At 75.4% G+C, this 13,156-nt stretch carries 11 protein-coding genes; all 11 read left to right on the top strand.

Annotated elements, in window-relative coordinates; translation table 11 throughout:
* Positions 1 to 23 precede the first annotated feature (23 nt).
* A complete protein-coding gene (locus OG335_RS32225; protein WP_405014661.1) occupies positions 24 to 791 on the top strand; it encodes an SDR family oxidoreductase in 768 nt (255 codons plus the stop codon).
* Between the two features lie 67 nt (positions 792 to 858).
* Positions 859 to 2,142, top strand: coding sequence for a threonine synthase (thrC, locus tag OG335_RS32220; protein WP_405015601.1), 1,284 nt, complete (start codon positions 859 to 861; stop codon positions 2,140 to 2,142).
* A 101-nt stretch (positions 2,143 to 2,243) separates the two neighbouring features.
* The gene (locus OG335_RS32215; RefSeq protein ID WP_405014660.1) at positions 2,244 to 2,525 is read left to right on the top strand and encodes a MoaD/ThiS family protein; all 282 of its coding nucleotides are present in this window, start codon (positions 2,244 to 2,246) and stop codon (positions 2,523 to 2,525) included.
* Positions 2,526 to 2,814: 289 nt separating this feature from the next.
* The gene (locus tag OG335_RS32210; RefSeq protein ID WP_405014659.1) at positions 2,815 to 3,939 is read left to right on the top strand and encodes a Glu/Leu/Phe/Val dehydrogenase dimerization domain-containing protein; all 1,125 of its coding nucleotides are present in this window, start codon (positions 2,815 to 2,817) and stop codon (positions 3,937 to 3,939) included.
* Between the two features lie 3 nt (positions 3,940 to 3,942).
* A complete protein-coding gene (locus OG335_RS32205) occupies positions 3,943 to 4,995 on the top strand; it encodes an NAD(P)-dependent oxidoreductase (RefSeq protein ID WP_405014658.1) in 1,053 nt (350 codons plus the stop codon).
* Positions 4,992 to 6,134, top strand: coding sequence for a sulfotransferase family protein (locus tag OG335_RS32200; RefSeq protein ID WP_405014657.1), 1,143 nt, complete (start codon positions 4,992 to 4,994; stop codon positions 6,132 to 6,134). The genes OG335_RS32205 and OG335_RS32200 overlap by 4 nt, the downstream gene beginning before the upstream one ends.
* Positions 6,135 to 6,192: 58 nt before the next feature.
* Entirely contained in the window at positions 6,193 to 7,419 is a 1,227-nt protein-coding gene (locus OG335_RS32195; protein ID WP_405014656.1) for an ABC transporter substrate-binding protein, read from the top strand.
* The gene (locus tag OG335_RS32190) at positions 7,416 to 9,152 is read left to right on the top strand and encodes a thiamine pyrophosphate-dependent enzyme (RefSeq protein WP_405014655.1); all 1,737 of its coding nucleotides are present in this window, start codon (positions 7,416 to 7,418) and stop codon (positions 9,150 to 9,152) included. The genes OG335_RS32195 and OG335_RS32190 overlap by 4 nt, the downstream gene beginning before the upstream one ends.
* Before the next feature lie 10 nt (positions 9,153 to 9,162).
* Entirely contained in the window at positions 9,163 to 10,617 is a 1,455-nt protein-coding gene (locus tag OG335_RS32185) for an FAD-binding oxidoreductase (protein WP_405014654.1), read from the top strand.
* Positions 10,614 to 11,981 (top strand): APC family permease, encoded by a 1,368-nt coding sequence (locus OG335_RS32180; protein ID WP_405014653.1) that lies wholly within the window; start codon positions 10,614 to 10,616, stop codon positions 11,979 to 11,981. The genes OG335_RS32185 and OG335_RS32180 overlap by 4 nt, the downstream gene beginning before the upstream one ends.
* A complete protein-coding gene (locus OG335_RS32175) occupies positions 11,978 to 13,153 on the top strand; it encodes a pyridoxal phosphate-dependent aminotransferase (protein ID WP_405014652.1) in 1,176 nt (391 codons plus the stop codon). The genes OG335_RS32180 and OG335_RS32175 overlap by 4 nt, the downstream gene beginning before the upstream one ends.
* Positions 13,154 to 13,156: the final 3 nt, after the last annotated feature.

Here is a 13,156-nt window from a genome sequence, read left to right as displayed (position 1 = left end):
CCCACGAATCCAGGGAGAGAACCGTGCGTTTCACCGACAAGGCACTGCTCATCACCGGCGGCACCGCCGGCATCGGGCTGCGCACCGCCGAGCGGGCGCTGGCGGAGGGCGCGCGGGCCGTCGTGGTCACCGGGCGCGACCGCGACCGGGGCGCCGAGGCCGTCCGGCGGCTCGGCGGGCGGGCCTGCTACCTGCCGCAGGACGTCACCGACGAGGACCGGTGGGCGGAGGTCGTCAAGGAGGCCGAGGCCGCGTGCGGCCCGCTGGACGTCGTCGTCAACAACGCGGGCACCGCCGGCTCCGCCGAACGCCAGGACCCGGAACACCTGTCGCTGACGGAGTGGCGGCACCTGATGGCGGCCAACCTCGACAGCGCCTTCCTCGGCTGCCGGGCCGCGATCCGGGCGCTGCGCGAACGCGGCGGCGCGATCGTCAACCTCTCCTCCACCGCCGGGCTGGCCGGCACGCCGGCCTTCGCCGCGTACGGCGCGGCCAAGGCCGGGGTCGCCCACCTGACCCGGTCGGTCGCGCTGCACTGCGCCCGCAGCGGCTACGCGATCCGCTGCAACTCGGTGCACCCCGCGCTGGTGGAGACGGACCTCCACGACCGCATCCTCGGCCACTTCCACCCCGACCGGGGCACCGCCCTGGCCGGCTACCTCGCACGCGTCCCGCTGGGGACGCTCGGCAGCACGGACGACGTGGCCGCCGCCGTCCTGTACCTCGCCTCGGACGAGGCCTCGTACGTCACCGGCACGCAGCTGGTGGTCGGCGGAGGACTCGGCAGCTAGCAGCCCGCCGGTGCGCGCGCCGCGGGCACCGGTCCCGAACCGCAGAAGTGAGGAAGAGCCCGTGAGCATCCTGGACCTGGGCCCGGAGGCCCTCGCCCCGAAAACCTCCGGCCGGACCCCCGGCCGGACCCCCGACCTCGGCCCCGCCACCGCGTTGAAGTGCCGGGAGTGCGGCAGCACGTACCCGCTGGACGCGCTCTACGTGTGCGGCGAGTGTTTCGGGCCACTGGAGGTGGCGTACGAGTTCCGCGGGGTCAGCCGGCGGTCGATCGAGGCCGGGCCGGCGAACATCTGGCGCTACCGCGGCCTGCTGCCGGTGCCCGCGGACGTCATGACGACCCGTAACACCGAGCCGGGCTGGACCCGGCTGATCCGGGCCGACAACCTGGCGCGCGAGCTGGGCATGCGCGAGCTCTGGATCAAGGACGACTCCGGCAACCCGACGCACTCCTTCAAGGACCGCGTCGTCGCCGTCGCGCTGGCCGCGGCGCAGGAGCTCGGCTTCGACGTGCTGGCCTGCCCGTCGACCGGCAACCTGGCGAACGCCGTCGCCTCCGCCGCCGCCCGGGCGGGGATCCGCTCGGTGGTGCTGATCCCGGCGAACCTGGAGGCGCCGAAGATCGTCTCCACCGCGGTCTACGGCGGCACGCTGCTGGCGGTCAGGGGCGACTACGACGACGTCAACCGGCTCGCCTCCGAGCTGGCCGGGGAGGAGGACTGGGCGTTCGTCAACGTCAACGTCCGCCCGTACTACGCCGAGGGCTCGAAGACGCTCGGCTACGAGGTCGCCGAGCAGCTGGGCTGGCGGCTGCCGGAGCAGGTCGTCGTGCCGATCGCCTCCGGCTCCCAGCTCACGAAGGTCGACAAGGCGTTCGGCGAACTGACGGCGCTCGGCCTGGTGGAGGAGCGCACCGTCAAGGTCTACGGCGCCCAGGCGGCGGGCTGCTCGCCGGTCGCGACGGCGTTCAAGGGCGGGCACGACGCGATCAGGCCGGTGCGCCCCGACACCATCGCGAAGTCGCTGGCGATCGGCAACCCGGCGGACGGCCTCTACGCGCTCGACGTGTGCCGCCGCACCGGCGGGGCCGTCGAGAGCGTCACCGACGAGGAGGTCCTCGACGCGATCCGCCTGCTGGGCCGCACCGAGGGCATGTTCGCCGAGACGGCCGGCGGCGTCACCGTCGCGACCCTCCGCAAGCTGCTCCGCGAGGGCCTGATCGACCCCGGGGCGACCACGGTGCTGCTGAAGACCGGTGACGGCCTCAAGACGCTCGACACCGTCTCCTCGCTGGTCGGCCCGACCGCGGTGATCGACCCGACCCTCGCGGCGTTCCGCGCCGCCGGCCTCTGACCCCGGCCGCACCCCCGCACCCCCGTACCCCCGTACCTCCGTACCTCCGCACCCGTCGGACCATCCCCCCCTGCACGCCGCCACACCCCGAGGAGCCCCCCGTGACCGTCACCGTACGCATCCCGACCATCCTGCGGACCTACACCGGCGGCATCGGCGAGGTGAGCGTGGCGCCGGCCGGCGCCACGGTCTCCGACGTCCTGTCGGCGCTCGACGGCGACTTCCCCGGCATCTGCGGCCGGGTCCTCGACGAGCGGGGCGCGCTGCGCCGCTTCGTCAACCTCTACGTGGACGAGGACGACATCCGCATGCTCGACGGCCTGGCCACCGGTACCCGGCCGGGCGCGCTGCTCTCGATCATCCCGGCCGTCGCCGGGGGCTGAGCGGCGGTGCGGTGCCGCCCGCCCCGACGTGCGGCACCGCCCCGGGCCGGGTCGGCCCCTCTGACGCCACCTCAGGTCGGCACGGATCAAACAAGGCTTTGACCCGTACTGCCACCCGAAACGTCCCATCACGCATTCCGATCACAACTGCTCAGCACAGAGGGCTTCTTGACGTGCCGTCATCATCGCTCTAGCGTCATACGTGGCTAATCAAGCTTTGGTCATGACGATCAGGCGGCCCCCTCCTCCTCGGCGGCGGGGGCCGGCCCGGCCGGGAGAGGAGCACCCCGTGACCGCACACCCCGTGACCGCACACCCCGCGCCCCTGCTGGCGACCACCGTCAGCTCCCCCGCCGACGCGCTCACCGGATGGGTCGTGGTGGACTCGCTGGTCGACGGCATCGCGATGGGCGGCACCCGGATGACCGGGTCCGTCACCGAGGCCGAGGTGGCCCGCCTCGCCCGCGCCATGAGCGTGAAGCTCGCCCTCGCCGGCCTTCCCGTCGGCGGCGCCAAGGCCGGCATCCGTGCGGTGCCCGGCCCCCGCGAGCCCGTCCTGCGGGCGTTCGGCCGGTCGGCCGGCCCGCTGCTGCACGGCGGCGTCTACCTCGGCTGCGACCTCGGCACCACGCACGCCGACCGCGACCTCTTCTTCGCCGCCGCCCGCTACGACGTGGAGCGCGACACCCGCACCCCCCGGCTGCCCGCCGACTGGACGACCCTGTGCGCCCGGTTCGTCGACATCACGGGCTTCGGGGTCGCCGTCGCGGCCCGTACCGCCGCCACGGCCCGCCTCGGCGGCGCCCCCTGCCGGGTCGCCGTCCAGGGCTTCGGCACGGTGGGCCGCGCGGTGGCCGGGGCCCTCGCGGACCGCGGGCACCGCGTGGTCGCCGTCGCCGACGCGCACGGCACCCTCCACGACCCGCGGGGCCTGCCCGTGGCCCGCCTCGCGGCCGCCACCGACAGCGCCGGCAGCATCCGCCGCGCCGGCCTCCCCGACGGCACGACCGCCGCGGCCGGACCGGAGGCGTGGCTCGACACCGAGGCCGACGTGCTCGTGCTCGCCGCCACCGGCGACGCGCTGCGCGCCGACAACGTGCAGCGCGTCCGCGCCTCCGTGGTCGTCGAGGGCGGCAACCTCTGCTGCACGCCCGAGGCCGCGGCGGCACTCTCCGCGCGCGGCATCGCCCTCGTCCCGGACGTCGTCGCCAACGTCGGCGCCGCGGCCGCCGTCGGCTCGCTGCTCACGGGTGCCGCACCCGCGGGCCTGACCGCCGACGGCCTCGTGCGGTGGCTCTTCGACCGCGTCGAGGCACTCGTGCACCGCAACACCCTCGACGTCCTGGAGATCGGCGCGGACGGCGGGGCCGACCCCGTGCCCGCCCTCCTCGCCCACCGCAGGAAGGCGGCCTGACCCATGACGACCTCCACCGACCGCCGGCCCGGCGCCGGGCCCACCGGATGGCACGACCTCGACGTGCGCCTCGCCCACAGCAAGATGGCGCCGCAGCTGCTGCCGGTGCTCGACGGCACCCCCGGCGTACGGCTGCACGTCTCCGAGACGGTGACCTCCGACGACGCCGACGTGCTCGTCGGCTTCCAGTTCCCGCCGGGCAGCCTCGCCGGCCTGGAGCGGCTGCGCTGGCTCCACCTGACCGGCACCGGCACCGACCACCTCGCCGCCGCGGGCCTGCCTCCCGGCGTGCTCGTCACCAACTCGGCCGCCGTGCCCGTGACGGCCGTCGCCGAGTACGCCGTCTCCGGGCTGCTCATGCTGCTGAAGGACCTGCCCGAGCTGGTGGGCCGGCAGGACCTGCCCTGGTACCGCTCGGGTGCGGTGCTGCTCGCCGGCAGCACCGTCGCCGTGGCGGGCACCGGCCGCATCGGCCGCGCCGTGGTCGGCCTGCTCGCCGCGCTCGGCGCCCACCCGGTGGCGGTCACCCGCCGCGGCGACGTGTCGGTGCCCGGCGCGGTGCGCACCGTCGCGGCGGCCCGGCTCGCCGCGGAGGCACCGCACCTCGACCACCTGGTCGCCTGCCTGCCGGGCAGCGCCGGCACCCGCGGGCTGATCGGCCACGACGTACTGGCGGCGCTCCCGCCGCACGCGGCCGTCGTCAACGTCGGACGCGCCGACACCGTGGACAACCGGGCCCTGCACGCGCTGCTGCGCGCGGGGGCCCTGCGCGGGGCGTTCGTGGACGTCCACGAGACGGAGCCGCTGCCCGCCGGCGACCCGGTGCACGCCGTGCCCCGGCTGGTCGTCTCCCCGCACCGCGCGTTCGCCTTCCCCGGCGAGCCCGGCGAGGTCGCCCGCACCTTCCTCGCGAACCTCGACGACCTCCGCGCGGGCCTCGCCCCCCGCGACCTGACCGGCCGTGACCCCCGCGACCCGACCGGCTCCGACCCCACCACTCCCGACCCCACCACTCCCGACCTCACCACCCGGCCCAGCGAGAGGAACGCGACATGACCACCGCAGCCGCACCCGCGAACGCGCCGGCCACGGCGCTGCCGGACGGCCCGGCGCCCTTCACCGAGGGCCTGCACCGGTTCGCCGACGCCCTGCGGGCGGAGGCCCGGCTCCGGCCGGAGGACGTCCAGCCGGTCTGGCGTTCGGTGCTGCGCTCGCAGGAGGTGCTGGCCGACACGGCGGCCCTGCACCGCAGCCGCCCCGACCTCGGCCGGATCGACCTCGGCGGGCCCGTCTTCGTCATCGGCTTCCTGCGTACCGGCAGCACCCTGCTGCACAACCTGCTCGGCCTGCACGAGCACCTGCACAGCCCCCTGCTGTGGGAGCTCACCAGCCACACCGACGCCGTGCGACTGCCCGCCGCCCACGACCGGCTCCGCGCCGAGGCGCAGGAGTACGTCGACGACTACTACCGCAAGGCGCCGGACCTGCCCGGCATCCACTTCATCGACTCCGGCCGCCCCGACGAGTGCCACCGGCTGCTCGCCAACACCTTCCACAGCATGGTGCTGGAGATGCGCTACCGGGTGCCCTCGTACGGCGAGTGGCTGCACCGCCAGGACCTCGCCGAGCCGTACGGCTGGCACCGGCGGCAGCTGCAGACCCTCATGAGCCTGCACCAGCGGGTCGACGGCACCACGCCGGTGCCCGTGCTCAAGTGCCCGTTCCACACGTGGTTCCTCGACGACCTGGTGCAGGCGTACCCGGACGCCCGCTTCATCCACCTGCACCGCGACCCGGTCGAGGTCGTCGGCTCCACCGCCAGCCTCTGCCGCACCCTGCGCGGCGCCCGCAGCGACGACGTCGACCTCGCCGAGATCGGCGACCAGTGGTTCACCCGGATCACCGGCCTCTCGCAGCAGCTCGCCGACGACCGCGACGGCCTGATCGCCGGCCGCCCGGTGCTCGACCTGCCGTACGGGCAGCTCGTCGGCGACCCGCAGGACGCGATGCGGCGGATCTGCGCGTTCCTCGACGTGCCGTACACCGCGGGTTTCGCGGCCGCGGTCGACGACCACCTCGGCTGGCGGCCCGCCGCGAAGCACGGCCGGCACGTCTACAGCCTGGAGGAGTTCGGCCTGTCCGCCGAGGCCGTCACCCGCTCCACCGAGGCCTACCGCCGGCGGTTCGGCGTCTGATCCCGCCGGCCGTCCCCGCCGGGGCGGCCGCCCGAGCGACCCCACCAAGGAGCTGATCGTGTCCCACTCGCAAGAGGCCGTCATACGGGCCGCCGAACTGATCGAACGGCAGAACCGCAGCGCCGGGCAGCACGCCCTGCCGGTCGGCGTGCTGACCCCGCTCACCCTGCCCGGCGACCCGGTCGCCGGCGAGCTGTGCGTGCGCGGCGCCGTGCTCGGCGCCCGCTACGCCGCCGAGCACGGGCTCGGCCCGGGGGTGCGGCTGTTCCTCGCCAACGACCAGGTCGGCGCCGACCTGGAGCACATGTCGCGCACCGCGGTCGGCGGGCTCGCCAAGCTCGCGTTCATCGACCGGGTCAGCGCCCTGATCGGGCAGTGGCACCTGCGCACCACGCCGTCGGTCGCCGCGATGGCCGAGGAGATCGGCCTGCCGACGTTCGTCGAGAACGGCCACAACACCGTCAACCTCGGCCGCCGGCACCTCTTCCGGACGTACTTCTCCATCGCCGACCGGGCGCCGCTGATGGCCGGGTTCATCCGCGAGCGCGGCTGGAAGCGCATCGCGCTGGTCGCCGCCGACACCGTCTTCGGGCAGATGCTCGCCGACACCCTGGAGCAGACCCTCCACAAGACGGTCGAGGGGGTGGAGGTGCTGCGCATCGACTTCGCGCAGGACGGCGTCAGCGACCTCGACGCGCAGCTCGGGGAGGTCGCGGCGTTCGCCCCCGACCTGCTGCTCAACGCGGCGGTCGTCCGCACCAACTACATGGTGATCGCCTCCGCGGTGGCCACCGGCGTGCTGCCGGGCGTGCCGATGATGGCGTGCTTCCCGTTCCCGATGCGCTCGCAGGACTACTGGGGCCTCGCCGGGGAGGCCGGTGCGGGCGTCGTGTGGCCCGCCACCCGCTTCAGCCCGGACTGGCCCGGCCTCGCCCCGGTCGGCCGCTGGTTCGTCGACCGGTACGAGAGCGAGTTCGGCAGCGCCCCGCCGGACAACGCGCTCAACGCGTTCACCGACGTCGTGGTGCTCGCCCAGGCCGCCGCGAAGGCCGCCTCCACCGGCCGCGCCGACCTCCAGCAGGCCCTGGAGGAGGGCACGTTCGAGACGTGGCGCGGCCCGGTGTCGTTCCGGTGGACGGAGGAGACCGGACACCACGACACCCCGGAGATCGTCCTCATGCACTACCGGCACACCGGCGACAGCGCCCAGGACGCGGTCGTGGTGTGGCCGCCGGAGTCGGCGACCGGCGACTACCTCGACCCCTCCACGGGGGTGACGCGATGACCGTCGCCGCCGCCTCCGGCGCGACCACCGCCGCCACGGACCGCACCCGCACCGTCGCCGGCGCCGTCCTGCACTTCCTGCGCGACACCCTGGGGTGCGACCGGCTGTTCACCGTGCCCGGCGAGGCGTTCCTGCCGCTCCTCGACGCCGCGGGCGACGACGGCCTGACCGTCGTCACCTCCCGCCACGAGGGCGGCGCGGCCTTCGGCGCCCTCGCCGACGCCCGGCTGACGGGCCGTCCGGCGGTCGTCGCCGTCAACCGCTCCCCCGGCGCGACCAACGCGTCGATCGCCCTCGACGCGGCCACCGCCGACCCGACGCCGCTGCTGCTGGTCGTCGGCGGCGCCGACCGCGGCACCGACCCCGTGCTCGGATTCCAGGGCACCGACATCGCCGCCCTGCTCGGCGGGATCGCCCCGGTCGTCGTCCTGGCCGGACCGGACGACCTGCCCGCCGCCTGCGCCCGGATCGCCCAGGCCCTCGGCGGGCCGGTGCCCGGCCCGGCCGTGCTGGTCGTGCCGGAGGACCTGTGGGACGAGCCCTCCGGCGAGAGCGGGCCCGCCACGCCCCGGCGGCCCGCCGCCCTGCGCCCGACCGGGCACGCCCGGCAGCCGCTCCGGGCCGCGCACGCCGCCGCCGGACGCGTCCGCGACCTCCTCGCCGGGGCCGACCGGCCGGTGCTCCTCGCCGGACGGCTGCTGCGCACCGGCGGCTCCCCCGAGCCCGGGCCCGCGCTCGGCCGGCTCGCCCACACCGCCGTCCTGCCGGTGCTGCTCGGCAACAAGCAGCAGGACCTGCTGGACAACCACCACCCGCACTACGCCGGGCACCTGCACCTCGGCACCCCCGCCGTCACCCGTGCCCGGCTCGCCGGGGCCGACCTCGTCGTGCTGCTCGGCGACCTGCCCGACGAGGTGCACCTGACCGGCTGGTACGACGGCCGGCAGCGCCTGGTCACCGTGCACCCGGACCCGCGCGGGCCGGGCGAACTCCTCGCCGCGGACCCGGCCGAGGTGCTCGCCGAACTCGCCGCCGACCCCACCGGGGCCGAGGCCCCCGGGGCGGCCGGCGAGGACGGGCGGCCCGACGGCGACCGCCGGGCCTGGCTGACCGGCTGGCGCACCCTGGAGACCGGACTCGCCGCGGCCGCCCCGCGCCCCCGCCCGGACGGCCTGGACTTCGCCCTGATCGCCGACGCCCTCGACCGGCGCCTGCCGGACGACGCCGTGCTCACCCTCGACGCCGGCAACTTCAGCAGCTGGATCCACCGGCACGTACGGCTGCGCCCCGGGCAGCGCCTGCTCGCCCTCGCGGGCGGCTCGATGGGGTTCGGCGTGCCCGCGGCGGCCGCCGCCGCACTGCGCCACCCGGACCGGGTGGCGGTGGCCGTGGTCGGCGACGGCGGTGTGCTGATGACCGGCAACGAGCTCGCCTCCGCGCAGGCCGGCGGCCGTCGGCCGGTGGTGATCGTCGCGGACAACGGCAGCTACGGCACGATCCGGGCGCACGCCGCCCGGCGCGGCGCCGCCACCGACTGCGCGACCGCCCTGCACACCCCCGACCTGGTGCGCTGGGCGCGCTCCTTCGGCCTCCCGGCCGAACTCGTGACCGAGCCGCACCAGGCCGACCCGGCCGTCCGCCGGGCCCTGGCCTCCCGTGACGGGTACCTCCTGCACGTCCGCACCAGCCTGCAGGCCGTGCACGCCAACTTCGACCTGCCGTCCTCCTGTTAGGAGAAGTCCGATGACCACACGACCGCCTCTCGTCCGGGAGGGCACGGCATCCGCCGGGGCCCCGCAGGGTGTCGCCGCGCACGCCGACGTGCTGCGCCTGATCGTCGGCGACCGCCACGTCCTCACCGGCCCCGACCTGCCCCTGCGCTACACGCAGGACCTGTGGGGCAGCGACCGCGTCGGGGTGGCCGCTGTGGTCGTCCGGCCCGGCACCGCCGAGGAGGTGGCCCTGGTCCTGCGCTACTGCCACGACCACCACCAGCCGGTCGTCGTGCAGGGCGGCATGACCGGCCTGGTCTCCGGCGGCGTGCCCGCCGCCGACGAGGTCGTGCTCTCCACCGAGCGGCTGACCGCCGTCGGCCCGGTCGACGAGGCGTCCGGCACCGTCTCCGCCGGCGCCGGCGTCACCCTCGCCGCCCTCCAGGAGCACGCCGCCGCGCACGGCCTGATGGTGCCGATCGACATCGCGTCCAAGGACAGCGCCACCATCGGCGGCTGCGTGGCCACCAACGCCGGCGGCGTCAACGTCGTCGGCTACGGCATGACCCGCCGGCACGTCCGCTCGCTGCGCGTCGCCCTCGCCGACGGCACCCTGCTCGACCTCTCCACCGACCTGGTCAAGGACAACGCCGGGTACGACCTCAAGCAGCTCTTCGTCGGCAGCGAGGGCACCCTCGGGGTCGTCGTCTCCGCGACCCTCGGGCTGCTCCCGGCACCCACCGGCCGCACCGGCGCGTTCTGCGCGGTCGCCGACGTCGACGCCGCCCTGCGCCTGCTCGGCGCGCTGCGCGGCCGGCTGCCCGGGGCGCTCACCGCCTTCGAGGTCGTCTGGGCCGACGCGTACGCGGTGCTCGACGGCACCGGCGTGCGGCTGCCGCTGCCGCTCGGCCACCCGCTGTACGTGTTGGCGGAGTGCCGCACCACCCGGCCCGACGACGAGGCGGCCTTCCTGGAGTGCCTGGACGACCTCGCCGACGAGCTCGTCGACTCGGCGGTCGCCTCCTCCGCCGCCGACCTCAAGGCGTTCTGGCAGGCCCGCGAGCGGATCCCGTCCGAGGTGCTGCGGATGCAGCCGCTGTTCGGCTTCGACGTGAGCGTGCCCGCGCGGGAGCTGACGGCGTGCCTGGAGACCGTCGGCGAGCGGCTGCGCGCCGAGTGGCCGCAGGTGCGGCTGCTGGTCTTCGGCCACCTCGGCGACGACAACGTGCACATCGCGGTCGCCACCGGCGAGAAGACCCGGGAGCGCAAGCCCGAGGTGGAGCACATCGTCTACGCGGCGGTGTCGGCGTGCGGCGGCTCCATCTCGGCCGAGCACGGCATCGGCTTCGAGAAGCGCGAGTACCTCGGCTACACCCGGTCCGCGGGCGAGCTGGAGCTGATGCGCACCCTGAAGGCGGCCCTCGACCCGCGCGGCGTCCTCAACCGCGGCCGGGTCCTTCCGTGGGACACGGAGGCGGCACGATGACGACCACCGAGACCGCCCCCGAGCCCGGTACGGGCCGCCGCGGGCTGACCCGCTGGCAGGCGATCCCGCTCGCGATCGGCTCGATCGCCGGCTCCGGCATCCTCTTCCTGCCGTCGGCGGTGTACGCCAGGGCGGGCCACAACAGCCTGCTGGTGTGGGCGCTGTCGACGCTGCTGTGCCTGCCGATGCTGCTGATGTTCGACGACATGGTGCGCAGCAACCCGGACGGCCGCGGCATCGAGGCGTTCATCCGGGCCGGGCTGGGCGACATGTTCGGCCGCTGCGTGCCGGTGATGTTCATCGCGCTGGTGATCGTGGGCCTGCCGTCCGGGGCGTTCGTCGCGGGCCGGTACGTGGCGCGCACCTTCGAGGTCGGCCGGACGGTGACCGTCGTCGTCGCGATCGCGGTGCTGCTCGCCGCCGTGCTGGTCAACCTGGCGGGCGGCCGGGCCAGCACCCGGGTGCAGACCGTCGCCACCTGGGGGCTGGTGCTGGTGGCGACCGTGCTGCTGGTGTCGGCGGTGCCGTCGGCCCGGGAGGGCCTGCACACGGTGGCGCCGGGCACCCAGCAGCTCGGGGTGGTGCTGCCGGGGGTGATCCTCGCCTTCTGGGCGTTCGCGGGTTTCGAGAACCTGACGTTCCTCGCCCGGGAGTTCCGCAACCCGGAGCGCGACTTCCTGCCGGTCAGTTCGGTGGCGCTGGCGGTGTACGGCGTGTTCACCATCCTGCTGACGGTCGCGATCGCGGTGACGGTGCCGCGCGCCGACGTCGACCAGGTGGTGGGGCTGCTGCAGCTCGCCTCGGTGGTCGGCTACGGCAAGATCATCATCTGGGCGGTCACCTTCATCGCGTGCAGCGCGATGCTGCTCAACGCCGTCGCCTGGGTCTGGGGCGCCTCCCAGATGGTGCGGGACGCCGCCGACAACGGCATGCTGCCGCGGGCCTTCGCCGTCCTCGACGGCCGCGGCACCCCGCGCCGCGCCCTCGCCCTGCTCGTGGCGCTGTTCTCGGCGACCTCGGTGCTGCTGAGCCTGCGGCCCGCCCTCGTCATCGACACCACCGCGACGGCCAGCGCGATCTTCATGCTGCTGTACGTCCTGAGCATCGTCTCCTACCTGCGGGTGCGCGGCCTGACCGTCCGTTCGGGGCTCAACCTGCTGCTGCTGGTCGTCATCGCGGTCAGCCTGGTGCAGTCCCGCTGGCAGGCGCTGTACGGCGTGCTGGCGCTGCTCGCGGCGCTCGGCGTCCAGGTGGTGCAGCGCCGCCGGGCCGCCCGCGCCGCCGGCACCACCGGCACCACCGGCACCACCGCGCCGGAACCCGTCGACGCCCACGGGCACGGCCCGGAAGGAAGCCCCCGATGACCCCGACCACGGCCGCCACGGCCCCCGCCACGCCTCCCGCTCCCGCTCCCGCCGCGGAGTCCGTCTTCGTCCGCATCCCCGCCCTCGCCGCGAAGTACGGCGCCGTCAACCTCGCGCAGGGCGTGTTCGACCACGGCCCCGACCGGGCCCTGCTCGACGCCCTCGCCGCCCTCGGCGACGGCACCGAGCACCAGTACGCGCCCAGCGCCGGGCACCCGCTGCTGCGCGCCGCCCTCGCCGGGTACCTGCGCCTGCACGAGGGCACGCCCATTGACCCGGACACCGAGGTCACCGTCACCGTCGGCGCCACCGAGGCCCTGCACTGCGTGATCGCCGCACTCGTCTCGCCGGGCGACGAGGTCGTCCTCGTCGAACCCGCCTACGAGCAGTACGCCCCCGCCGTGCACTCCGCGGGCGGCACCACCCGGGCCCTGCGGCTGGCCGGGCCCGACGACCGCATCGACGCCGCCGCCCTCGCCCGGGTGGTCACCCCGGCCACCCGCGCGGTGATCGTGAACACCCCGTGGAACCCGCTCGGCCGCAGCCTCGACGCCGACGAGTGGCGGGCCGTCGCCGACCTCACCCGCCGCGGCGTCGTCGTCGTCTCCGACGAGACGTACGAGCACCTCAACCTCGACGGCACCCCGCACACCGGCGTGCTCGCCGCGGTCGCCGACCCCGAACTCCGGGTGAAGATCTCCTCCGTCTCCAAGAGCTTCGCCGCGACCGGCTGGCGGATCGGCTGGGCCGTGGCCGGCCCGGAGCTGACCCGGCGCATCCGCGCCGTCCACCAGTTCGTCACCTTCTGCCCGCCCACGCCGCTGCAGGTCGCGGTCGCCGCGGTGCTGCGGGCACCCGGCACCCCGGCCGTCCTGGAGCGCCGGGCCCGCGACCTGCGGGCCCGGGTGGACGGCTTCGTCGCCGACCTCCGCGCGATGGGCCTGCCCGCCACCGCACCCGGCAACGGCTTCTTCGTCCTCGCCGACGTCGGCGAGGACGCCGAACGCTGGTGCGACCGCACCATCGCCGAGGCCCGGGTCGCCGCCCTGCCGATGTCCGTCTTCTACGCCGACCCGCCGGCCGCCATGGCCACCACCGTCCGCTTCGCCGTCTGCAAACGGCAGGAGACCCTCGACGAGGCCGTACGGCGGCTCCGCCGCCACCTCACCTGAAGG

Source organism: Kitasatospora sp. NBC_01539, assembly GCF_045040525.1.
In the GTDB taxonomy this organism is placed as follows: domain Bacteria; phylum Actinomycetota; class Actinomycetes; order Streptomycetales; family Streptomycetaceae; genus Kitasatospora.
Note: the sequence above shows the minus strand (reverse complement) of the source record. Positions and strands in the feature narration are given on the sequence as shown.

Bases quoted from the DNA above. Each gene is read 5' to 3' on its own strand.
- OG335_RS32205 (WP_405014658.1), top strand. From the start codon at position 3,943: ATGACGACCTCCACCGACCGCCGGCCCGGCGCCGGGCCCACCGGATGG.
- OG335_RS32200 (WP_405014657.1), top strand. From the start codon at position 4,992: ATGACCACCGCAGCCGCACCCGCGAACGCGCCGGCCACGGCGCTGCCG.
- OG335_RS32190 (WP_405014655.1), top strand. From the start codon at position 7,416: ATGACCGTCGCCGCCGCCTCCGGCGCGACCACCGCCGCCACGGACCGC.
- OG335_RS32185 (WP_405014654.1), top strand. From the start codon at position 9,163: ATGACCACACGACCGCCTCTCGTCCGGGAGGGCACGGCATCCGCCGGG.
- OG335_RS32180 (WP_405014653.1), top strand. From the start codon at position 10,614: ATGACGACCACCGAGACCGCCCCCGAGCCCGGTACGGGCCGCCGCGGG.
- OG335_RS32175 (WP_405014652.1), top strand. From the start codon at position 11,978: ATGACCCCGACCACGGCCGCCACGGCCCCCGCCACGCCTCCCGCTCCC.